Source organism: Mycobacterium shimoidei, from assembly GCF_900417275.1.
Taxonomy (GTDB): domain Bacteria; phylum Actinomycetota; class Actinomycetes; order Mycobacteriales; family Mycobacteriaceae; genus Mycobacterium; species Mycobacterium shimoidei.
The window spans coordinates 3,227,834-3,250,193 of the sequence record NZ_UEGW01000001.1 but is presented as its reverse complement, the minus strand read 5'-3'; the positions used below and the strand labels follow the sequence as shown (position 1 = coordinate 3,250,193).

Here is a 22,360-nt window from a genome sequence, read left to right as displayed (position 1 = left end):
GCTGCCCGACGAAATGCTGAACGAAGTCAGTCGCGCAGCATCTCGGCGACCAGGAACGCCAGCTCCAGCGACTGTTGGGTGTTCAACCGCGGGTCGCATGCCGTTTCGTAGCGCCCGGCGAGGTCGGTATCGGAGATGTCCTGCGCACCACCGAGACACTCGGTGACGTTCTCGCCGGTGATCTCCACGTGGATGCCACCGGGATAGGTACCCAGCGCGCGGTGCACCTCGAAGAAGCCCTGAACCTCGTCGACGATGCGGTCGAAGTGCCGGGTCTTGTACCCGTTCGACGACTCGTGGGTGTTGCCGTGCATCGGGTCGCACTGCCAGATCACCTGATGACCAGTGGCCTGCACTTTCTCGATGATCGGCGGCAGCAGGTCGCGCACCTTGTTGTTACCCAGGCGGCTCACCAGGGTCAACCGGCCCGGTTTGTTGTGCGGATCGAGCCGCTCGACGTATTCGACGGCCAGTTCCGGGGTTGTCGTCGGGCCGATCTTGACGCCGATCGGGTTGGCGATCACCTCGGCCAACCCGATGTGAGCACCGTCGAGTTGGCGAGTGCGGTCGCCGATCCACAGGAAATGCGCTGACAAGTCGTACAGTTGCGGCTCACCGCTCTCGACGTCGGACAGCCGCAGCATGGCCCGCTCATAGTCGAGCACCAAAGCCTCATGACTGGCGTAGATTTCGGCGGTCTGCAGATTGCGATCGGCCACCCCGCACGCGCTCATGAATCGCAATCCACGGTCGATCTCATTGGCCAGCGCCTCGTAGCGCGCACCGGCCGGAGAGGTCCGCACGAACTCCCGGTTCCAGTCGTGCACCAGGTGCAGCGACGCCAGCCCCGACGAGGTCAACGCCCGCACCAAATTCATCGCCGCGCCGGCGTTGGCATAGGCGCGCACCAGCCGCGACGGGTCGTGCTCGCGAACCGCGGGGTCTGGCGCGAAGCCGTTGACCATGTCACCGCGATACGACTTGAGCCCGAGCGCGTCGACATCGGACGACCGCGGCTTGGCGTACTGGCCGGCGATGCGGGCCACCTTGACCACCGGAACGCTGGCGCCGTAGGTCAACACCACCGCCATCTGCAGCAGCGCCCGAATATTCCCCCGGATATGCGGCTCGGTGTTGTCGACGAACGTCTCGGCGCAGTCGCCACCCTGCAACAGGAATGCCTCACCGCGGGCGACCTTGGCCAGCATTTCCTGGAGCCGGACAACCTCGGACGGCACGGTGACCGGCGGCACGCTTTCCAGAACCGTCCGCATCGCCTTGGCCTGATCAGCCGGCCAGCTGGGCTGCTGCGCCGCCGGCTTGGCCAAGGCCTCGTCCAAACGAGCCCGCAGATCCGCCGGCAACGGAGGCAGCGGCGGCAGCTGGTCAATCGGGATGTCAACGGTCCAATTCACCCGTACATGGTAACCGGGCGCAGCACCCCGTTAATCAGGGCGAACGCTATTGTCCAGCTGTTAGGAGGCTGTGATGAGCCGGAAACGCCGCAGCTGGTCCCGCGCGTCGACAAGCGCGTCGTGCGCGTCGGCTGATCGGCGAGGCATCCGTGGGCTTCCGCGCTCTTCCCAGAGTTGGCGCAACTCGCGGGTGAACCGCGGCATGGCCGCCGGCAGCTCCGTCATCGGGCCCCACAACTGACATAACGCCACATGGTCGTAGGCGCCCACCCAGGCCCATAACTCGATCGGTTCGGTGCCGTCGATGCCGAAGAAGCTCTCCAGATCCGAACGGATCTGGGCGCGGGAGCGCCACAGCGGCGAAGCCGGCGGCGGCAGCTTGGGCAGCACATGGCTGCGTACCCAGCTTCCGGCCCGCTCGGCGTCGAATTCGGTGGACACGGCGTAGTATTCGCGGCCGTCTTCGGCGGCCACCCCGATCGAGATCAGATCGATCGTGCGGCCGTCCTCAATGAATTCCGTGTCGTAGAAATACCGCACGCCTAGCCTGCCACCAACGGAGGCTGCCAACGGTCAGCCGCCTGGGCGAGATCGTCCGGCGGCGGCGGGGCGGCACGCACCTCAGCGTCCAGCTGGGCGTCGACCGTGTGCTCGTCGGGAAGCCGTGGCGCACCGGCAATCATGTTTTGCACCCACAACTTGGCGCGCACGAAGGGCCGGCGCAGCCGGCGTTCGCGCTGTACCGCCCGGCGCATCTTGTCCAGATGGCTGTTGTAGCGCCACCGCGCCCACGGCGCGTGCGGACGCGACAGCCGAACCGCCCCGATGACCAGCAGCACTACGAAGAACATGCCGATCAGGCCGGTCCACACCTTGCCCTTGAGCAAGACCACGATCGCCAGCGGCGGCATCAGCACCAGCCCAAGGATCACCATGGCATGCATCAACGGCGAGTGGGTGTCTCGCCACAGCGAGAGGAAAAACATCAACGGGTGCAGGCCCAGGACCAGCAGTCCACCCACCGCGACGGCGGCGAAGACCGCGTCCACCGATGCCCGACCGTCTTCCTCCCAGTAGACGTCGGACAGGTGCAGGATAAGCGCATACTCATCGAGCACCAGCGCCGCCCCGATACCGAAAAGTATTGCGACAGCGATGAATTCGGATTGATGTCCGTCCTCGGCCAACGTCACCAGTGTCACGCCGGAAACCATCACCAAGACCACCCCGACCACCACATGGTGGATGTGCCTGGACCCGACGTGAATGTTGCGCGGCTCCCACCACCTCGGCGGTATTCCGAGGTCGGCGCGATAGCGGATATAGCGCACACAGATCCGGGTTACGAAGAAGGTCAGGATGAATGCGATAAGGCAGCACAGCAACGGCAGTCGGCCGCGGTCGACGATGTCATGCTGTAACCAGTCGAGCATCTCTAAAAATTACGCCCACTTCCCCCGCGCTGCGCGGCGCAATGCCGGATGGCGCCGCAACTACCCGATAGGCTGTTTGCGAGATGAGTACGTGGCGGCCCGACGTGGGCAGTTGGCACGGGCGGGCAGCCGGGGGGCGGGCCGCCGTGTGGGGGTTGCTGCTGGTGGTCGCTGCCGCGTCACTCGGCTATGCGCTGTGGCAGCTGATCTGGCACGCGCAATACCGCATCGACATCGATGTCTACCGGATGGGCGGTCAGGCCTGGCTGGATGGCCGTCCGCTCTACAGCGGCGGGACGATGTTTCACACTCCGATCGGGCTGGACCTGCCGTTCACCTATCCCCCGCTGGCGGCCATCACGTTTTGCCCGTTCGCCTGGCTGGGGTTGCCAGCGGCCAGCGTGGCGATCACGGTGACGACGCTGGTGCTGTTGATCGCCTCGACGATGATCGTTTTGACCCGGCTCGAGGTGTGGGACACCTCCAGCACCGTGGCCGGGCCCGCCTGGCTACGGCGCTGCTGGCTGGCGGTGATCGTCGTGGCCGCCGCGGCGATCTGGCTGGAGCCGATCAAATCGAACTTCGCATTCGGGCAGATCAACGCGGTGCTGATGACGCTGGTGATCGTCGATTGCCTGCCCCGCCACACTCCGTGGCCACGCGGGCTGATGCTGGGGCTGGGAATCGCGCTGAAACTAACCCCCGCGGTCTTTCTCCTTTATTTCCTGCTGCGCCGCGACGGCCGCACGGCATTGACCGCGGTGGCGTCATTCCTGGCGGCGACGCTGCTCGGTTTCGCGCTGGCCTGGCGCGATTCCTGGGAGTACTGGACCGACACTGTGCGCAAGACCGACCGGATCGGGGCGGCGTCGTTGAACACCAACCAGAACCTCGCAGGCGCGTTGGCCCGACTCGGTCTCGGCGAACACGACCGCGCCCTGCCGTGGGTGGCCGGCTGCCTGCTGGTGCTGGCTTTGACGGTGTGGGCGACGCGCCGGGTACTCGGCGCCGGCGAGCCGACGCTGGCGGTCATCTGCATCGCCCTGTTCGGGTTGGTGGTTTCCCCGGTGTCGTGGTCACACCACTGGGTGTGGGCGCTGCCCGCGGTCCTGACGACGGCTGTGATCGGCTGGCGGCGTCGCAATGCCGCGCTGGTCGCGATCGCGGTGGCCGGGGTGGCATTGATGGTGTGGACGCCGATCGACCTGCTTCCCAAGCACCACGAAACGGCCGCGGCGGGCTGGCGTCAACTGGCCGGAATGTCCTATGTGTGGTGGGCGCTGGCAACCATTCTGGTTGCCGGAATCGCCGTCGCCGACCGGGCAACACGAACCGAATCGACCACCCAGCGATCCGTGCCCGTCCCGGCCGGGACCTGATCGAAGGACTAGCCCGCCGCGGTCTGGGGAATCCGGGCCGGGGGTTTGCCCGGCGACGCCGACTCGTGGCCGTCGTTTTTGGCTGTGGCGGCGTAGATGTCGACGTATTCCTGACCGGATAGCCGCATCAGCTCGTAGATCACCTCGTCGGTGACGGCCCGTTCGATGAATCGATTGCCGGCCAGTCCTTCGAACCGCGAGAAGTCCATCGGCTTACCGAACCGCACCGTGACCCGGCCGAACCGCCACATCTTGCTGCCCGGTGGGTTGACGACGTTGGTGCCGATCATCGCCACCGGGATCACTGGAACACCGGTCTGCAGCGCGAGCCGAGCCAGGCCGGTCTTGCCCTTGTAGAGCCGGCCGTCGGGCGAGCGGGTGCCCTCGGGGTACATGCCGAGCAGTTTGCCCTCGCTCAGCAGCCGCTGGGCGGTTTGCAGCGCGGCGTCGGCGGTGTCGGCGTCGGTGCGGTCGATCGGAACCTGCCCGGTGGTGCTGTAGAACCAGCGCAGGAACCAGCCCTTCAATCCGGTGCCGGTGAAGTATTCCGACTTGGCCAGGAAGGTGATGCGACGTCGCACCACCAGCGGCAGGTAGAAGCTGTCGGCGACGGCAAGATGATTACTGGCCAAGATCGCCGGCCCGCTTTGCGGGATGTTCTCCAGTCCTTCGACTTTCGGCCGGCCGAGCAGCGCAAGCAGCGGGCCCATGAAGATGTACTTGAAAAGCCAGTACCACATGGCCCCTCCCTCTCGCCCGCGCCGATGGTGTTCTGCGCCAACTGTACCGATCGAGGGTGGATGGGACCACAGTGCGACGTCAGACTGGCTTGTCGGCGACGACCCGCCGCGCCCGGCTCCGCCGCGCTTGCGATCGCCGCTACTACTCGTCGACAGTCACCGAGATGGGCTGATACCGACTTTTGGTGCCGGCATCGTCTGGCGCCTCCGCGGCCGCGCCGCCATCGGGCGGTCCCTCGGGTGGCCCCGGGGTGGTAGACCCGTTCGCGTCAGCGATGATGGCGCGGATCACCGCCAGCAGCGCGACGCTGTGTTCGGCGATCACGCTCAGCAATGGATGCTGCTCGCCGGTCACCACCGCGGCCAGGGCGCACACCGGGCACCAGACCTGTTGGCATCTCCCGGGACCCGCACCGCTGCCCGCTGCCCGGGACGCGGCCGCGCGTACCGCAGGGTCGATGCCGTCCAGGATGGTCTGCGCGAGTTTGCGCAACTCCGGACCGAGGTCGGGGTGAACGGTGTCCATTTAGCGCCGCTCCTCCTCATCGCTCACCCCGGCCACAGCTCCGGATCCGGTCGAAAACGGACCGTCAACTCACTACCTCGAAGATGCGCATCAAGCACGATGCAGCGTCTCAGTACGGACGCCAACCGCACTCTGCGGCGGATTCCTCCGGCACTGATGATCAGGTCGTCGTCGACTCGGCCCAGGGCCAGCTGGCCGGGATCGACTTGGGGCAACTCTAACCGCAGCCGGTACACCGAGCCCAGGCCACTTCCCGATTCCAAGTCCACGACCGGACGCAGCGGTCCCGGCGGCGGCGAGCCGTCGCGTCGGCGCACCTGCTCCATCAACTCGCCCAGCGCCTTGGGGCCGATCGGCTCACCGGCCAGGTGCGGGGCTAGCACGAGCGCCACGTCGCCGATGGTGGCATCCAGTTCGTCGAGCACCGCGCGCTGCTCACCGATGCGTTCGGCGTACCAGTCGAAGGCCGGATGTTCGGGCAGATTCCGGTACTCGTACGAATCATCTTGCACCAGAATCTGATTGACAATCATCTCCTCGACGCGTACCCCCATCAGCGCCAGCGAGCCCAAGGTGCGGACCGTTTCGGCCGCCACCACCCGTTCGGCGGTCAACACCAGGTGCGCACCGACCAGTTCGGGATCGGTGAGCAGCGTGCTGAGCCGCTCGACGCTGGCGTTGATGCGCTCGAGCAGCGCGACCAGCGCGTTCGAACGGGCATCGTCTGCAGCGCTGGACAGTCTGCGGTGCCGCGGCCAGGCGCGCTCGACATAGAGCGAGAAGGTGGCGGGCAGGGTAAGCATGCGCAGCGCATCGGCGGTGGAGGCGCAGTCGACCACCACGCGATCCCACGATCCGGCCGCGGCCAGTTGGCCGACCTCGTGCAGGCCGAGTACTTCCTGGACGCCCGGCAGCGCCGAAAGCTCTTCGGGCGCAATACTATCCAGCTCAGATTCTGGAAACCGCCGGCCCAGCGTGTCGACGACGTCGCGCCAGCGGGCTTCCAGTAGCGCCAGGGTGTCCATGGCCAGGGCATCGAGAGAACCGCCGCCGGTTTCGAGTTCGGTCAGCACCTGGACCGCGTCGCGCTTTCCAGTCGGTGGCACCGGGACGCCCAGCACGTCGCCCAGCGAATGCGCCTGATCAGTGGACACCACGAGCACCCGGTGGCCGGCGCGCGCATCTGCGACCGCCGTGGCGGCTGCCAGGGTGGACTTTCCTACCCCGCCCTTGCCGACGAACAGCCTGATCCGGGCCAGGGCGGGCGCTGCAGACTCACTCAGCCTCGACTCGTTTCTTCAGATCCTTCAACGCGGTGTCGGTCAACCGGCGCTCGGCCTTTCGCTTGAGCAGCCCGATCATCGGGATGGCCAGGTCGACCGTGAGCTCGTAGGTGACGTCAGTGCCAGAATCCTTGGGCGACAACCGGTATGCGCCTTCCAGCGAGCGCAATATCGAGCTGGACACCAGTGACCAGCGTACCGAGCCGCGGTCTTTGGGCCAGTCGTAGGAGAACACCATGGTGTCCTTGAGGACGGTGGTGTCAAGCACCAGCCGAGCGACCTTCGGGTAGCCCTCCTCGTCAGCCTCGAGCACTTCGGCCTCGGTGTACTCCGAAACCCACTCGGGGTACGAACCGATATCGGCAATGACGCTCATCACCGTGCCGGGGTCGGCATCGATGTGGATCGTTTGCGCCGTCTTCTCCGCCACCTGGCTGCTTCCCTCTCCCCCGCAAGCGGATGGTAGCCCCCAATCTTTCGGCAGAAACGCTACTCCGCGTTCTCGCTCAGACGGGCTCAGGCCACCGGGGCGACCCCCACAGGACGGGACCGCTCGAGCGCTGCTTTCACCTCGAAAGCCATTTTCTTGCCCGCGACTCGGCGTCGGTGGGTCATTCGGGCCAGATTCATTCGGGCCAACTGCCAGGCCGCCGCACCGGACGGCTCGGCGTGCAGAAAGTAATGCAGCAGTACGCCGTCGAGGGTGGGTTCCAACCAGATCTCCATCGTGCCGGTGAGCGGGCCGGTCACCGTCCACCTGATTCCCTTGTCGGCGCGATCTTCGACGACCTCCAGGCGCAGATCGGGCCACCAGCGTCGCCAGCTGGCCCGGTCGGCCACCGCCGCCCCCACCCGGGCGGCGCTGGCGGCGACGAATGTCGCGTCGGCGACTTGAATGCTGTGCACGACGTTAGCTTCACACATCGCCACCCGACCCGCATCGTTGCCTACTAGGCTGGATTGCACTCAGCCAGCTATCAAGCGAGGTTCAAAAGAGTGCGTGAGATCAGCGTGCCCGCCCCATTCGAGGTCGACGAACGCGACAACGTCGTCGCCGCGGCATTCGCCCATGAGCGCGACGACCCGGACTACGTGATCTTTCAGCGCCTGATCGACGGTGTCTGGACCGACGTCACCTGCGCCCAGGCGGCATCTCAGATTCGTTCGGCGGCACGGGGTCTGATCGCGCTAGGAGTGCAGGCCGGCGATCGGGTGGCTATTTTTTCGGCTACCCGCTACGAGTGGGCGATCCTCGACTTCGCGATCCTGGCGGTGGGCGGGGTCACCGTCCCGATCTACGAAACCTCGTCGGCCGAACAGGTGCGCTGGGTGCTGCAGGACTCGGGGGCCGTGCTGGCGTTCGCCGAGACCGATGCCCACGCCGCGATCGTCACCGAACTCATCGACGAGCTGCCCGAACTACGCCGGGTACTGCACATTGACGGTGCGGGTCCCAAGGCGCTGGACCAGCTGGCCGAGGAGGGCGCATCGGTCGATGACGCCCAGCTGACCGAACGGCTCGACGCGCTGCGCGCCGCCGACCCGGCCACGTTGATCTACACGTCGGGCACCACCGGGCGGCCCAAAGGCTGCCAGCTCACCCATTCCAACCTGGTTTACGAGATTCGCGGGGCGAAGGAGGCCCTGCCGACGCTGTTGACTGAAGGGCAGCGCCTGCTGATCTTCTTGCCGCTGGCCCATGTGCTGGCCCGGGCGCTGACCCTGGCTGCCTTCACCTACAAGGTGACGGTCGGATTCACCAGTGACATCAAGAATCTGGTGCCGATGTTCGCGGTCTTCAAGCCGACGGTCGTGGTCTCGGTGCCCCGGGTATTCGAGAAGGTGTACAACACCGCCGCACAAAACGCCGCCAATGACGGCAAAGGGCGAATCTTCCAGATGGCCGCCCAAACCGCGGTCGACTGGAGCGAGGCCTGTGACCGCGGCGGACCGGGTTTGATGCTGCGGGCCAAGCATGCGCTTTTCGACCGGCTGGTCTATCACAAGCTGCGCGCGGCGCTGGGGGGCAATTGCCGGGCCTCGGTGTCCGGCGGCGGACCGCTGGGTGCACGGCTTGGCCACTTCTACCGCGGCGTGGGCCTGACCATTTACGAGGGGTACGGCCTGACCGAGACCAGCGCGGCGATCACCGTCAACCGGGTCGGGGATCTGAAGATCGGCACGGTCGGCAAGCTGTTGCCGGGAAACAGCATGCGCATCGCCGACGACGGCGAGGTACTGGTGCGCGGCGGGGTGGTCTTCAAAGAGTACTGGCGCAACGAGCAGGCCACCGCGGAGGCGATGACCGACGGGTGGTTCAAGACCGGCGACCTCGGCGCGATCGACGACGACGGGTTTTTGACGATCACCGGACGCAAGAAGGAGATCATCGTCACCGCGGCCGGCAAGAATGTGGCTCCTGCCGTGCTGGAGGACCAGTTGCGGGCCCATCCGCTCATCAGCCAGGCCATGGTGGTCGGCGACGCCAAGCCGTTCATCGGCGCGCTGATCACGATCGACCCCGAAGCCTTGGACGGCTGGAAGCAGCGCAACAGCAAGCCCGCCGACAGCTCGATGGGCGATCTGGCCACCGACCCCGACCTGATGGCCGAAGTGGACGCCGCGGTCAAGCTGGCCAATCAGGCGGTCTCGAATGCGGAGTCGATCCGTAAGTTCCGCATCCTGCCCGTCGACTTCACCGAGGTCACCGGCGAGCTGACCCCGACGATGAAGGTCAAGCGCAAGGTGGTGGCCGAGAAGTTCGCATCCGATATCGAGGCGATCTACACCAAGAACTAGCCAAGAACTAACCGCGCAGCAGGTCGGCCAACCGCGCGGCCAGCATGTCCCAGCGCCATTGCGCCGTCGCCCACTTTCGGCCGGCGGCGCCCATCGCCGCGGCACGGTCCGGATCTGCCAGCAGTTCGATGACGGCTTCGGCGACCCGGTCGGGCGAACGGCCGTCGATCACCAGGCCGGTCTCGCCCGGCCGCACGGTTTCGGGTGCACCGCCTGACGTTCCGGCGATCACCGGCACACCGCTCGCCGACGCCTCGAGGTACACGATGCCCAACCCCTCCACATCAAGACCGGCGCCGCGGGTGCGGCACGGCATTGCGAACACGTCGGCCATCGCGTGGTGCGCGGGCAGCTCATCGGTGGGCACTGCGCCGGTGAAGGTGACGTGATCGCTGACCCCGTGGCGACGGGCCAATTGGCGCAGCGAATCCAAATACGGTCCGCCGCCGGCGATTACGAGCGCGGCGCCGTCGACCCGGCGCCGAATCGCCGGCAGTGCCCGGATCAGCATGTCCTGACCCTTGCGGGGTACCAGTCGCGACAGACACAGCACCGTGGGCCGCTGCCCAAGCCGGTACCGGGCGCGCAGTTCGGTGCGCGCCGCCGGGTCGGGGCGGAACCGGTCGGTGTCCACGCCCGGCGGCAAGTACTCCAAACCCGCGGCGGGCCCGAATGCGGAGGCGAACCGGCGGCGGGTATAGCGGCTGACAAACGTGACGACGTCACAGCTCTCACCGATGCGGCGCAGCACCGATCTGGCCACCGGAAGCATCGACCAGCCCACTTCATGGCCGTGCGTGCTGGCCAGCACCCGGCTCGCCCCGGCCCGCCGCGCGCAGGGCGCCAACAGGGCCAGTGGCGCGGCCGCGCCGAACCAGACGGTGTCAATACTGTTTGCTGCGATCAGCCCGCGCATGCGCGCAGCGACTGCGGGTCCCGGCAGCATCAGCGTCCCCGGGTGGCGTACCACCTGGTAGCCGGTCACACGGGCGTCAAATGTGTTGGCGCCCTTCCATTCTGGCGCGTATACCGTCAATGTGTGCTCTCCGCTGGCGGCCAGCCGGTTGACGAGCTCGCCCAGGTAGGACTGGATGCCGCCGCGCCGCGGCGGAAAGTCGTTGGTTACCAGCAGGACCCGGGACACCCCGATAGGCTAGCTGGTTAGCCATTGCCGCCAGCGGGCAAGCAGATCAGCCACATCGATCCCCAGCACGTCGCGTACCGCGCTGGTCATGTCCACATGCCCGGCCCCGCAGGCGGCTCGGTAAAAGGAGGCCAGGGTGGCCGTGTCATAGCTGTCGGCGATGAACCGCGCGAACCACCAAGCACGGTCATAGGCCGAAGACCGCTGCGACCCAGGGTTGTCGAGATCGGCGTCGGAAGGCAGGGCCGTGGGCGACGGCGTGCCCGCCGGGATAGCGGTGGGCGGGCGGGCCACGAAGTCCGCCACCCCTTCGGTCAGCCAACGCGGCGCATCGAGTGCGGTGTCGGCCCGAGCCGCATAGTGAAAGAGCTCATGGTTCAACACAATTCGAAATGCGGAATCAGTCATGTTGACCGCACCGGGTGCGAACACAATCCGCTGGCCGGCCGCGACGCGGCGGCTCGGGTCGACCCGGTCGGCAACAGCGACTGCGGCGATGTCAGCCCACTGCGCCGCGTTCCCGCCGCCTGCCTCGGCCTCGAACTGGCGTTGCGAGCCGGTGGCAACGATGGTGATCTCACGCGGCCAGTCCGCGCCCCAAAACGTCTGCACCGTCTCAACCGCCGCACCGATGTTCGCCGCGACGCGGCGCAACAGCGGCTCGGCGACCGGCCCGCCGGCGTTGACCAGCCGAACGGTTCGCCCGGCGGCCGCGACGGTGGGCGGAATGTCCGACTGGGCTTGCGGCCGGGTCAACACCGTCGCCGCCAGCACCAGCTCGGCGGTCAACATGCAGGCCAACAACGCCGGTAACCACCGGCGTCGGCGATCAGTAACGGCGAGCGTTGTAGATCGGGCCGGACGAGGTCATCGGCACCACTCGTACCGGCTGACCGTAGGTGGAGGAATGGACCATCAGGCCGTCGCCGACATAAATGCCGGCATGAGACGCATCGGAGTAGAACGTCAGCACGTCACCGGGCTGCAGGTCGGAAAGAGCGACGGGCTGCCCGCCGTGCGCGAGAGCCTGGCTGGAGTGCGGCAACGCGATGCCCGCCTGCTGGAAGGCCCACATCACCAGCCCGGAGCAGTCGAAGCCGCCGGGCGCGGCACCTCCCCATGCGTAGGGCGCGCCGACCTGGGTCAGGGCCGCCTGCACTGCGGTTGCCCGTGGGCCGGTTCCGGATATGCCGTCGGGGGCAGCGTCGGGCGCGGGCTCACCGGGTCCACCGCCCGGGGGCAGCGCTTCCGGGGCGGGAGCGGCCGCCGGCACCGCGGCGGGCGGCGGCGGCACCGGGCCGGGCTCGGCCAGCGCGGCCCGCTGCCCCGGCGACAGCGCGCCGTACTGCGACTTGACCACCGCGATCTGCAGTTGCAGCTGACTTTGCTTGGCCTGCAGGCTGGCTCGCACCGCGGCGGCCTGCTCGGCCGCGGTCTTGGCGTCAGCCGCCGACTTCGCCGACGCCTGCTCGGCCTTGGCGGCCTGCTCGCTGGCGGCCCGGTAGTTGGCCATCTGCGTCGACATCTCGGTCGCGATCACCCGCTGGGTGGCGAGCTTGCCGATCAGCTGCTGCGGCGACTCCGCGGTCAGGATCGCACCCATACCGTCGGTACGCCCACCCATGTACATCGCCGCGGCAAATTTGTTGACGCCGGCCTGAAACGCCGCCAGCCGGGACTTGGTGGCCTCCACCGCGGCCTGGTCTTCGGCGTGCTTCTTGTCGGCGGCCCGCTGCGCGGCCAGCTTCTCGTTGAGGTCGAGCTGCGCGCTGTGCATCGCCTCGGTGGTCTGCTCGGCCTGCCGGGACAGCTCGTTGAGCTTGGCGACGGCGTCATTGGCCGGGTCGGCCAGCACATTGGCCGGATGGGCCAGCACACTGGCCACCGCGATCCCGGATGAGAAAGTGATCAAACCTGCGGTCGCAGCGATGGCAAATCGCTTGGCCCGTCCAGCCCAGCCTCTACCGTCTAGCCCCGACCCTAAAATCGTGATTCCTTAAAACCCGTCGGCGAGATCGCCGGATTTGCTTTAGGTCTCAGACAGGTTACGAAACGGTATAGGTATTGTCCAACCTAGGAACATTAAGAAATCAGTCAGATTTTGACGGCCGTCAGCCCACTCCGCGGCGGTGAATCGGCACCAGCCGAAGCCTCGGTGCCAGGCCCGCATCGGCGAGTACCTCCAGGGCCGCGCGTTCATCCTCCAGCAAAGTTTCCGGTACCCCAAGTAACACGCTGACGACGCAGTCGCGGCATCCCGGACCGCGCACCGCGCAGTCGTCGCAATCGATTCTCACCGGTCCCGTCGGTCCGCGCGGGTCATCTGGCCTGGTGCTTCGTGACATCGGGCTGGTCCTTTCGCTGCGCTTGTCGCTGTGCCCGCAGGCTAACCGCGGCCACCGACAAGGTTGGTCGGTGTTGTCGGTGCGGTTGCTTAACGTCTCGCTCCATGGGCGACCCCGGGCAGCTGAGCCTCGCCGGGTTCGACGCGCTCGCGGAGGTGTCCCTGCGCGAGACGACGTTCGTCATCGTCGACCTGGAGACCACCGGCGGCAGCGCGGCGTCCGATGCCATCACCGAGATCGGCGCGGTCAAGGTGCAGGGCGGCGCGGTGCTCGGCGAGTTCGCGACGCTCGTGGACCCGCAGCGCAGCATCCCGCCGCAGATCGTGCGGCTCACCGGCATCACCACCGCGATGGTGTGCGATGCGCCGACCATCGGCGCGGTGTTGCCGGCCTTTTTCGAGTTCGCCCGCGGCGCGGTGCTGGTGGCGCACAACGCCCGCTTCGATATCGGATTTTTGCGAGCCGCCGCCGAACAGTGCGCAATCCCCTGGCCCCGGCCGGCAGTGCTGTGCACGGTTCGGTTGGCCCGTCGGGTGCTCAGCCGCGAGGAAGCGCCCAGCGTGCGGCTGGCCGCGTTGGCGCGGTTGTTCGCCGTCGCCAACGAGCCCACCCACCGGGCGCTCGAGGACGCGCGCGCCACCGTCGAGGTGTTGCACGCGCTGATCGAGCGGGTGGGCAACCAGGGCGTGCACACCTACGCCGATCTGCGTTCCTACCTGCCCGGTGTGACACCGGCGCAACGGCGCAAACGCGTGCTGGCCCAGCATCTCCCGCACCGGCCGGGCGTCTATTTGTTCCGCGGACCGTCCCGCGAAGTGCTATACGTCGGCACCGCAATTGATTTGCGGCGCGGGGTGTTGCAGTACTTCAACGGCGCCGACCAGCGGGCCCGCATCAAGGAGATGGTGGCGCTGGCCGAAGCCGTTGAGCATGTCGATTGCGCGCATGCGCTGGAGGCCGGTGTCCGCGAGTTGCGACTGCTGGCCGCGCACGCCCCGCCGTACAACCGCCGGTCGAGATTCCCGCACCGGTGGTGGTGGGTGGTGCTGACCGACGAGGCTTTCCCGCGATTCTCGCTGGTGCGCACACCGCGGCATCAGCGGGCGATCGGCCCGTTTCACTCCCGCGCCGACGCCGCCGACACCGCAGCGCTGCTGGCCAGGTTCACCGGGGTGCGCACCTGCACCACCCGGCTGGCGCGCACCGCCCGGCACGGGCCGGCGTGTCCGCCTCGCGAGGTGTCGCCGTGTCCGGCTGGGCGCGACCTGACCGCCGCCCAATACGCCGCGGCGGTCCGGCGTGCCGAGGCGTTGATCGACGGCACCGACGACAGCGCGCTGGCCGCGGCGGTCGACCACATCACCGCACTGGCCGACCGGCATCGCTACGAGACCGCGGCCCGGCTGCGCGACCACACCATGGCCGCGGTCGAGGCGCTGTGGCGCGGGCAGCGCCTGCGGGCGCTGGCCGCCCTCGGCGAGCTGGTGGCGGCCGCGCCGGACGGGCGCGGCGGCTGGCAACTCGCCGTCATCCGCTACGGGCGGCTCGCCGCGGCCGGCACCGCCGCCCGCGGCGTGCCGCCGATGCCCGTGGTCGATGCACTCCGGGCGGGAGCGCAGGTGGTCCTGCCGCACGCCGCCCCGCTAGGCGGCGCGTTGATCGAGGAGACCGCGCTGATCGAGCGCTGGCTTGCCGCGCCCGGTGTGCGCATCGTGCAGGCCGACCAAGGGTGGGCGTCGCCGCTGCGGTCGGCCGGCCGGTGGGCGGCGTGGGCGGCGGCGGCCCGCTCGGCGCGGGTGGCCGCTGCGCAGGTCGATTCAGACCTGCTGACTGAACCGCACCCATCGCGCGAGCAGCTGTTCGGCCGCTCCGGAGTCGATCGCGTCGGCGGCGCGGCGCAGGCCGTCCTCCCACGCCGGCAGCCACTCGGCGCGGCTGGATAACCCGGTGTGCGCCACGATCGCGCCGGCGGCGTTGAGTACGACGGCGTCGCGCACCGGGCCCTTTGCACCGGCCAGCACCGCCCGGGCCTCGGCGGCATTGGCCGTCGCGTCACCACCTAACAACTCGTCGAGCTCAGCGCGGGCGAACCCGAATCCCGCGGGATCGAAGATCAGTTTGTCCACCGTGCCGGCCTGCACCCGCCAGATGGTGCTCGTGGTGGTGGTGGTCAGCTCGTCCAGGCCGTCGTCGCCGTGCACCACCAACACACTGGACTGCCGCGCCGCGAACACTCCGGCCATCACCTCGGCGAGGTCGGCGAACGCGCAGCCGATCAGCCCGGCCCTCGGCCGACCCGGATTGGTAAGCGGGCCAAGCAGATTGAACACCGTGGGCACCCCGATCTCGCGCCGCACCACCGACGCGTGCCGGTAGGAGGGGTGAAACTGCGGCGCGAAGCAGAACCCGATCCCGACCTCCGCGACGCTGCGGGCGACCTCTTCGGGACCCAAATCGATGCGGACACCCAACGCCTCGAGGGTGTCGGCGCCGCCTGCCAGCGACGAAGCCGCCCGGTTGCCGTGCTTGACCACCGGCACGCCCGCGGCAGCCACCACGATCGCGGCCATCGTGGACAGGTTGACGGTCGACACCCCGTCGCCGCCGGTACCGACCACGTCGACGGTGTCGGTGCCGATGCCGTCGGTGGGCACCCGCAGCGCGTGGGCCAGCATCACCTCGGCCAACTCGTTGACCTCGGCAGAAGTGGGAAGCTTCGTGGTCAGCGCCACGGCGAACGCGGCAATCTGGGCCGGTGTCGCGGTGCCGGTCATGATCTGTTCCATCGCCCAGCCGGCCTGCCCGCGGGCCAGGTTCCGCCCGGCCGTCAGATCCGCCAGGATCCGCGGCCAGGACAACCCGGAAGGTGACATCGCCACGCGCCGATGGTCCCACCCCCAACGTGGGACGCGCCAATTGCCGCCCCGGGTGGAGTTCAACAACTACAAAGCGTCATACTTGCGGATGTGACGAGTGCTGTAGGGACCTCGGGTACTGCCATCACCTCGCGCGTGCATTCGCTCAATCGGCCCAACATGGTCAGTGTCGGCACCATAGTGTGGCTTTCCAGCGAACTCATGTTCTTTGCTGGGTTGTTCGCGATGTACTTCACCGCGCGCGCTCAGGCCGGCGGTGTCTGGCCGCCGCCGCCCACGGAACTGAACCTCTACCAAGCCGTTCCAGTGACGCTGGTGCTGATCGCGTCGTCGTTCACCTGCCAGATGGGGGTGTTCGCCGCCGAGCGTGGTGACGTGTTCGGGCTGCGCCGCTGGTACGTGGTCACCTTCTTGATGGGCCTGTTCTTCATCCTCGGCCAGGCCTACGAGTACTTCCACCTGACCACGCACGGCACCACGATCCCCGGCAGCGCCTACGGCACCGTGTTCTACCTGGCCACCGGATTCCACGGACTGCACGTCACGGGTGGGCTGATCGCCTTCATCTTCCTGTTGGTCCGCACCACGATGAGCAAGTTCACCCCAGCACAAGCGACCGCGTCGATCGTCGTCTCCTATTACTGGCACTTCGTCGACATCGTCTGGATCGCACTGTTCGCCACGATCTATTTCATCCGATGACCAGGCGCACACAAACCAACAGGAGTGCACGGTTGAAGACACTGAGCAGTAACCGCTTCCGGCGACGGCTGCACCGGCGGCTGTCCGCCGCCCTGCTGCTGTTGGTGGCGCTCGGCGTCGCCGGCGGGCTGGCCGCCGTCCTGACTCCCAGCCCTCAGGTGGCCGTCGCCGACGAATCGTCGTCGGCGCTGCTGCGCACTGGCAAGCAGCTGTTCGAAACCTCTTGCGTCACTTGCCACGGCGCCAATCTGCAGGGCGTGCCGGACCGTGGCCCGAGCCTGATCGGCGTCGGTGAAGCCGCCGTCTACTTCCAGGTATCCACCGGGCGTATGCCGGCCTCGCGCGGTGAGGCGCAGGCGCCGCGCAAGGACCCGATTTTCGACGAGCGGCAGATCGACGCGCTGGGGGCCTACGTGCAGGCCAACGGCGGCGGCCCGACAGTGGTGCGCAACCCGGACGGCAGCATCGCCCAAAAGTCGTTGCGCGGCGACGATCTGGGCCGCGGTGGCGACCTGTTCCGGCTCAACTGCGCCTCCTGCCACAACTTCACCGGTAAGGGCGGAGCGCTGTCGTCGGGCAAGTACGCGCCCGACTTGGGGCCCGCCAACGAGCAGCAGATCCTCGCCGCGATGCTGACCGGCCCGCAGAACATGCCAAGGTTCTCCGACCGTCAGCTGTCTTTCGATGCCAAGAAGGACATCATCGCCTACGTGAAAACCGTTAGCGAAGAACGTCAACCGGGCGGCTACGGCCTGGGCGGGTTCGGACCTGCTCCGGAGGGCATGGCGATGTGGATCATCGGGATGGTCGCCATCATCGGTGTGGCGCTGTGGATTGGGGCGCGGTCATGACTGAGACCAAGGGCACTGACGCACCGGGCCAACAGGGCGTACCCGACCAGCCCAGTGACGCCGACCTCAACGCGATGTCGCGCGACGAGCTCGTCCGGCTGGGTGGCCGGCTCGACGGCGTCGAAACCGTCTACAAGGAATCCCGTTGGCCGGTAGCCGGCACCCGGGCCGAGAAGCGCACCGACCGCCGGGTTGCGCGGTGGTTCTTGGCCGGTGGCGGGTTCGGCCTGGCGCTGCTGCTGGTCTTCCTGTTCTGGCCGTGGGAGTACAAGCCGGAGGGCTCCGAAGGCAGCTTCCTGTACTCGCTGACCACTCCGCTTTACGGGCTCACCTTCGGGCTGTCGATCCTGTCGATCGCCGTCGGCGCGGTGCTCTTCCAGAAAAAGTTCATCCCCGAAGAGATTTCGATCCAGGAACGCCACGACGGGGACTCCCCCGAAATCCACCGCAAGACGGTGGTCGCCAATCTGACCGACGCGTTCGAAGGCTCAACGCTGCGGCGCCGCAAGCTGATCGGCGCGTCGCTGGGCATCGGCCTGGGCGCGTTCGGCCTGGGCACCCTGGTGGCGTTCGCCGGAGGTCTGATCAAAAACCCGTGGAAGCCGGTGGTGCAGACCGCGGAGGGCAAGAAAGCGGTGCTGTGGACCTCCGGATGGACGCCGCGCTACCCCGGCGAGACCATCTACCTGGCGCGGGCCACCGGCGAGCATGCCGGAGCGCCCTTCGTCAAGGTGCGTCCCGAAGACATCGACGCCGGCGGAATGGAGACGGTCTTCCCGTGGCGCGAGTCCGACGGCGATGGCACCACACCCGAATCGCGGGAACGGCTGCAGACCATCATGATGGGTGTCCGGAACCCGGTGATGCTCATCCGCATTCGGCCCAACGACATGTCCCGGATGGTCAAACGCAAAGGGCAAGAAAGCTTCAACTTCGGGGAGCTGTTCGCCTACACCAAGGTGTGCTCGCATCTGGGCTGCCCGGCGTCGCTGTACGAGAAACAGACCTACCGAATCTTGTGCCCGTGTCACCAGTCGCAGTTCGACGCGCTGCACTTCGCCAAGCCGATCTTCGGCCCGGCGGCGCGCGCGTTGGCACAGCTGCCGATCACCATTGACAGCAACGGGTATCTGGTCGCCAACGGCGACTTCATCGAGCCCGTCGGACCGGCATTTTGGGAGCGCACCTCATGAGTCCGAAACTCGATATAGGCAACCTGCTGGCTCGTCAGGCTCAGGACATCGATACCCGATATCACCCGTCGGCTGCGGTGCGGCGCCAGCTCAACAAGGTCTTCCCGACACACTGGTCGTTCTTGCTCGGCGAGATCGCCCTGTACAGCTTCATCGTCTTGCTGATCACCGGTGTGTATCTCACGCTGTTCTTCGATCCGTCGATGACCGAGGTCACCTACAACGGGGTGTACCAACCTCTGCGCGGTGTGGAGATGTCGCGGGCCTACGAAACCGCGCTCAACATCTCCTTCGAAGTGCGTGGCGGCTTGTTCGTGCGGCAGATCCATCACTGGGCCGCACTGATGTTCGCCGCGGCGATCATGGTCCACCTGGCTCGTGTCTTCTTCACCGGGGCGTTCCGGCGGCCGCGTGAAGCCAACTGGGTCATCGGTGCGCTGCTGTTGATCCTGGCCATGTTCGAGGGCTACTTCGGCTACTCGCTGCCCGACGACCTGTTGTCGGGTATTGGTCTGCGGGCCGCGCTGTCGTCGATCACGTTGGGAATGCCTGTGATTGGCACCTGGCTGCACTGGGCATTGATGGGCGGGGACTTCCCCGGCGACATCCTCATCCCTCGGCTGTACGCCATCCACATTCTGCTGTTCCCCGGTATCATCCTGGCGCTGATCGGGGTGCATCTGGCGCTGGTCTGGTTCCAAAAGCACACGCAGTTCCCCGGGCCGGGCCGCACCGAGCACAACGTCGTCGGAGTACGGGTGCTGCCGGTGTTCGCGGTGAAGTCCGGCGCGTTCTTCGCGCTGGTCGTGGCCATCCTGGGTCTGATGGGTGGCTTACTGCAGATCAACCCGATCTGGAACCTGGGTCCCTACAAGCCATCTCAAGTGTCGGCGGGTTCGCAGCCGGACTTCTACATGATGTGGACCGAGGGCCTGGCCCGGCTTTGGCCGGCATGGGAATTCTACTTCTGGCATCACACGATCCCCGGCGCCGTCGGCGTCGCGCTGATCATGGGGCTGGTTTTCGTGCTGCTGACGATCTACCCGTTCCTGGAGAAGCGATTCACCGGCGACTACGCCCACCACAACCTGTTGCAGCGGCCGCGGGATGTTCCGGTGCGCACCGCCATCGGCTGCATGGCAATCGCGTTCTACATGGTCCTGACGCTGGCGGCAATGAACGACATCATCGCCTGGAAGTTCCACATCTCACTGAACGCGACGACGTGGATCGGGCGCATCGGGATGGTGGTGCTCCCGCCGATCGTCTACTTCATCGCCTACCGATGGTGTGTTGGGTTGCAGCGCAGCGACCGTGCTGTGCTCGAACACGGCGTCGAAACCGGCATTATCAAACGCTTGCCACACGGTGCCTACATCGAGCTGCATCAGCCGCTGGGCCCGGTCGACGAGCACGGCCACCCGGTGCCACTGGAATACCAGGGGGCGCCGGTGCCCAACAAGATGAACAAGCTGGGCTTGGCCGGCTCACCCGGCTCCGGCAGCTTGCTGTTCGCCGACCCGGTTTCGGAAGACGCCGCGCTTCGTGAGGCGCGGCACGCCGGTGAGCAGCGTGCGCTCACCGCGCTGCGCGAACATCAAGACGGCAGCAACGATTCCACCAACGGCCACCACTAGCGCTGGTGCTCAGCGAGTGTGCGGCGTAGCTGCCGCACATGGAGCCACGGGATCAGCGGCATCGTGACGGTGACGATGCCGGCGAGCACGTACATGGTCCACGCGCCAGCCTGGTGGCCGACGGCCATCAGATAGGTCGCCGCCGCGACCCCGATCAACGCCACACCCATAGTCGTCAGCAGACCTACGCTGCCGCGCAACCAGATGCGCTCCAGCTCCGCGTCCGACAACCCGGCCCGGCGCAATGTGGTCAACCGCTCGGTCGGATCCTGCTGACCGGCGATGGTGCGCGGCGGCGGGTACCCCGGCCTGATCGGCTGGCCGCGGTAATCGCGCGCGGGCATGATCACCGAGCGGCCGGTGGGCTCGGTCCGCGTGGTGCGTCGGGCACGTAGCAGCAGCGGAATCGCCGCCAGGATCACCAGCGCGGAAATGACGATGACGACGTACAACACCGCCGAACTGCGTGAATCGCCCTTCGATTCGTGAAATCCTCTGCCCAGGTCGATCAGCGCGACCAGGGCGGCCACGCTCATGCCGATCAGTGCCAGCCAGACCGCGGCGCACGCCCCGATCAGGATGCGATCGGCGGTCGTCGGCCTCATCGTCGCCCACCCGCGGCGGCCGACGGAATACCTGTTGACCATCAGCAGCTCGTTTGCGGGGCGTTGTTTTCGTTGGCCGACAACACCGTGCCGTCACTGCTGGTGTTCTTGCAGTTCAACTTGCTCGGGCGCAGCGGGCTGGCCCCCCCCCCCGAACCGATCTCAGACGCCGAAAGCGGTGTCGGTGTCGGGGTCCAGGGAATGTAGATTTTTGGCTGGCCCCGCCGCAATCCAGAGGCGTCGGTGTAGGTGATCGTGATCTGGTCGAACGGAGCCTTGGTCCCGGTCACCGAATAGGTGACCTGNCGGCGGTGGCTCGCTGGACGGCGGCGGAGGGGGTGCGGGCGGCGGCGTGGTGACGATGATCTCGTCTTGCATCGGTGGCGTGGACGACGGCGCGGTGCCGGGCGTGGCCAGATCGCTGGTCTTGGTGCGGGTGACCAGCAGCGACACGGAGACCACCAGCGCGATCGCGGCCAGAATCGCGGCGACACCCACCACCCACGGCCAGCGCGGCGGCCTCGCTTCGTCCTCGGCCGGTGCGTCGTAGTGGTCGTAGTCGTAGAGGTCGAGGTCGACCGGCACGTACGGACCGCTGGTGAAGTGCTCGGACTCCGGAGCTGAATACGCCCGAGAATAGATCTCGGTCTCGCTTGTCTGATCGCCCTCGTCGGCGTGATTCCTGTGGTAATCGGCGTCCAGCGCGTGGTCGTTGAGGCGCGGATCGCCGCCGGAATCCAGCTGGTCGGATTCCGGTCCAGGAGAATTCGGCCCGCTCATTTCTGTCTGTCCTGTTCCACCACATCAGCAGCGCGCCCGGGCCGCAGGGTTGGTGGCCTCAGGCACGCGTCGATGTTCCACATTGTGCTTGCAAAACCCTACCCAACCTGACAGATCACTACATTCACAGCGACCGACCACCGATCAACTGACGCCCTGATTGTGACCTTGTGAAGCGCCGATCAGTGCTTCTCGGGACCCAGGTAGTACTCGAAGACCAACCCCGCCGCCGAGGCCAAAATGAACACCACACCGGCGACAATCAGCCAGGGCAACCACAACGCGATTCCCACCGCCGCGACCGAGCCCGCCAGCGCGACCAGCACTGGCCACCAGCTGTGTGGGCTGAAGAAACCCAGTTCTCCGGCGCCGTCACTGATCTCGGCGCCCTCATAGTCCTCGGGCCGGGTGTCGAGCCGGCGTGCAACAAACCGGAAGAAAGTGGCGACGATCAACGCCATGCCGGCCGTCAGCGCCAGTGCCGTGGTGCCGGCCCATTCCACCCCGCCGGTGGCGAACATCTTCGTCAGCACGCCGTAGACCACCGTACTAACGATGAAGAACCCGGCTATGAATTCAAACAGCCTGGCTTCGATATGCATCGTTGTTGTCCTGGTTCTCTGGCTTGTTGTCGGGCTTGTTGTTGGGATTC

The 22,360-nt window shown here is 67.0% G+C and carries 21 protein-coding genes and 2 pseudogenes; 7 read left to right on the top strand and 16 right to left on the bottom strand.

Features of this window, described 5'->3' with window-relative positions:
* Positions 1-26: 26 nt before the first annotated feature.
* The 3 genes from MSP7336_RS15675 to MSP7336_RS15665 are packed head-to-tail and all read right to left on the bottom strand — an operon-like array spanning position 27 to position 2,848.
* A complete protein-coding gene (locus MSP7336_RS15675) occupies positions 27-1,415 on the bottom strand; it encodes a class II 3-deoxy-7-phosphoheptulonate synthase (RefSeq protein ID WP_069397894.1) in 1,389 nt (462 codons plus the stop codon).
* Between the two features lie 60 nt (positions 1,416-1,475).
* On the bottom strand, positions 1,476-1,955 hold the full coding sequence (locus MSP7336_RS15670; RefSeq protein ID WP_069397895.1) for a polyadenylate-specific 3'-exoribonuclease AS: 480 nt from the start codon (positions 1,953-1,955) through the stop codon (positions 1,476-1,478).
* Positions 1,956-1,957: 2 nt separating this feature from the next.
* A complete protein-coding gene (locus tag MSP7336_RS15665) occupies positions 1,958-2,848 on the bottom strand; it encodes a hypothetical protein (protein WP_113964093.1) in 891 nt (296 codons plus the stop codon).
* Positions 2,849-2,931: 83 nt separating this feature from the next.
* Here MSP7336_RS15665 and MSP7336_RS15660 point away from each other — a divergent pair, with 83 nt between their 5' ends.
* Positions 2,932-4,227 carry a glycosyltransferase 87 family protein gene (locus MSP7336_RS15660; protein WP_113964092.1) on the top strand — a complete coding sequence of 432 codons (1,296 nt, stop codon included), beginning with the start codon at positions 2,932-2,934 and terminating at the stop codon, positions 4,225-4,227.
* Positions 4,228-4,235: 8 nt separating this feature from the next.
* Here the strand turns inward: MSP7336_RS15660 and MSP7336_RS15655 are convergent, their stop codons facing one another.
* From MSP7336_RS15655 to MSP7336_RS15635, 5 genes are all read right to left on the bottom strand, one after another.
* Positions 4,236-4,967, bottom strand: coding sequence for a lysophospholipid acyltransferase family protein (locus MSP7336_RS15655; protein ID WP_069397898.1), 732 nt, complete (start codon positions 4,965-4,967; stop codon positions 4,236-4,238).
* 142 nt (positions 4,968-5,109) lie between these two features.
* Positions 5,110-5,493: a hypothetical protein gene (locus tag MSP7336_RS15650; protein WP_069397899.1), complete on the bottom strand. Its 384-nt coding sequence runs from the start codon at positions 5,491-5,493 to the stop codon at positions 5,110-5,112.
* A gap of 23 nt (positions 5,494-5,516) precedes the next feature.
* Positions 5,517-6,776, bottom strand: a complete 1,260-nt coding sequence (locus tag MSP7336_RS15645; RefSeq protein ID WP_113964091.1) for an ArsA family ATPase — start codon at positions 6,774-6,776, stop codon at positions 5,517-5,519.
* Entirely contained in the window at positions 6,769-7,206 is a 438-nt protein-coding gene (locus MSP7336_RS15640; RefSeq protein ID WP_069397901.1) for an SRPBCC family protein, read from the bottom strand. The genes MSP7336_RS15645 and MSP7336_RS15640 overlap by 8 nt, the downstream gene beginning before the upstream one ends.
* 86 nt (positions 7,207-7,292) lie before the next feature.
* Positions 7,293-7,682, bottom strand: coding sequence for a polyketide cyclase / dehydrase and lipid transport (locus MSP7336_RS15635; protein ID WP_069397912.1), 390 nt, complete (start codon positions 7,680-7,682; stop codon positions 7,293-7,295).
* A 90-nt stretch (positions 7,683-7,772) separates the two neighbouring features.
* On the opposite strand from MSP7336_RS15635, the gene MSP7336_RS15630 reads away from it, so the two are divergent.
* Complete coding sequence (locus MSP7336_RS15630; protein WP_069397902.1) at positions 7,773-9,575, top strand: AMP-dependent synthetase/ligase; 1,803 nt, start codon at positions 7,773-7,775, stop codon at positions 9,573-9,575.
* A gap of 7 nt (positions 9,576-9,582) precedes the next feature.
* On the opposite strand, the gene pimB is transcribed toward MSP7336_RS15630, so the two are convergent.
* From pimB to MSP7336_RS24310, 4 genes are all read right to left on the bottom strand, one after another.
* Positions 9,583-10,719 carry a GDP-mannose-dependent alpha-(1-6)-phosphatidylinositol monomannoside mannosyltransferase gene (gene pimB / locus MSP7336_RS15625; RefSeq protein ID WP_069397903.1) on the bottom strand — a complete coding sequence of 379 codons (1,137 nt, stop codon included), beginning with the start codon at positions 10,717-10,719 and terminating at the stop codon, positions 9,583-9,585.
* A 9-nt stretch (positions 10,720-10,728) separates the two neighbouring features.
* Positions 10,729-11,511 (bottom strand): hypothetical protein, encoded by a 783-nt coding sequence (locus tag MSP7336_RS15620; protein ID WP_069397904.1) that lies wholly within the window; start codon positions 11,509-11,511, stop codon positions 10,729-10,731.
* A gap of 37 nt (positions 11,512-11,548) precedes the next feature.
* Positions 11,549-12,649 carry a peptidoglycan hydrolase RipC gene (ripC, locus tag MSP7336_RS15615; protein WP_113964090.1) on the bottom strand — a complete coding sequence of 367 codons (1,101 nt, stop codon included), beginning with the start codon at positions 12,647-12,649 and terminating at the stop codon, positions 11,549-11,551.
* A gap of 181 nt (positions 12,650-12,830) precedes the next feature.
* Positions 12,831-13,064 carry a hypothetical protein gene (locus MSP7336_RS24310; protein WP_084226458.1) on the bottom strand — a complete coding sequence of 78 codons (234 nt, stop codon included), beginning with the start codon at positions 13,062-13,064 and terminating at the stop codon, positions 12,831-12,833.
* A gap of 104 nt (positions 13,065-13,168) precedes the next feature.
* Between MSP7336_RS24310 and MSP7336_RS15605 the strand changes: the two are divergent.
* Positions 13,169-14,944: pseudogene (locus tag MSP7336_RS15605) on the top strand (DEDD exonuclease domain-containing protein); the annotation flags it as partial.
* Here the strand turns inward: MSP7336_RS15605 and trpD are convergent.
* Positions 14,882-15,937 (bottom strand): anthranilate phosphoribosyltransferase, encoded by a 1,056-nt coding sequence (trpD, locus tag MSP7336_RS24305; protein WP_069396316.1) that lies wholly within the window; start codon positions 15,935-15,937, stop codon positions 14,882-14,884. The pseudogene MSP7336_RS15605 and the gene trpD sit on opposite strands and share 63 nt — an antisense overlap.
* 93 nt (positions 15,938-16,030) lie before the next feature.
* On the opposite strand from trpD, the gene ctaE reads away from it, so the two are divergent.
* Genes ctaE through qcrB form a run of 4 tightly spaced genes read left to right on the top strand, consistent with a single transcriptional unit; the run spans position 16,031 to position 20,323 of the window.
* Positions 16,031-16,642 (top strand): aa3-type cytochrome oxidase subunit III, encoded by a 612-nt coding sequence (gene ctaE / locus MSP7336_RS15595; RefSeq protein WP_069396292.1) that lies wholly within the window; start codon positions 16,031-16,033, stop codon positions 16,640-16,642.
* Positions 16,639-17,493, top strand: a complete 855-nt coding sequence (gene qcrC / locus MSP7336_RS15590; RefSeq protein ID WP_069396291.1) for a cytochrome bc1 complex diheme cytochrome c subunit — start codon at positions 16,639-16,641, stop codon at positions 17,491-17,493. The genes ctaE and qcrC overlap by 4 nt, the downstream gene beginning before the upstream one ends.
* A complete protein-coding gene (gene qcrA, locus MSP7336_RS15585; protein WP_069396315.1) occupies positions 17,490-18,686 on the top strand; it encodes a cytochrome bc1 complex Rieske iron-sulfur subunit in 1,197 nt (398 codons plus the stop codon). The genes qcrC and qcrA overlap by 4 nt, the downstream gene beginning before the upstream one ends.
* Positions 18,683-20,323, top strand: coding sequence for a cytochrome bc1 complex cytochrome b subunit (gene qcrB / locus MSP7336_RS15580; protein WP_069396290.1), 1,641 nt, complete (start codon positions 18,683-18,685; stop codon positions 20,321-20,323). Before qcrA ends, qcrB begins: the two co-directional genes overlap by 4 nt.
* Here qcrB and MSP7336_RS15575 read toward each other — a convergent pair.
* The 3 genes and pseudogenes from MSP7336_RS15575 to MSP7336_RS15565 all read right to left on the bottom strand — a co-directional run bounded on the left by MSP7336_RS15575 (position 20,320) and on the right by MSP7336_RS15565 (position 22,310).
* The gene (locus tag MSP7336_RS15575) at positions 20,320-20,970 is read right to left on the bottom strand and encodes a DUF2561 family protein (RefSeq protein ID WP_069396289.1); all 651 of its coding nucleotides are present in this window, start codon (positions 20,968-20,970) and stop codon (positions 20,320-20,322) included. The two genes, qcrB and MSP7336_RS15575, sit on opposite strands and share 4 nt — an antisense overlap.
* A pseudogene (locus MSP7336_RS15570) lies at positions 20,970-21,708 on the bottom strand (MmpS family transport accessory protein). Before MSP7336_RS15570 ends, MSP7336_RS15575 begins: the two are co-directional and overlap by 1 nt.
* A 182-nt stretch (positions 21,709-21,890) precedes the next feature.
* Positions 21,891-22,310, bottom strand: coding sequence for a cytochrome c oxidase subunit 4 (locus tag MSP7336_RS15565; protein WP_069396287.1), 420 nt, complete (start codon positions 22,308-22,310; stop codon positions 21,891-21,893).
* Positions 22,311-22,360 lie beyond the last annotated feature (50 nt).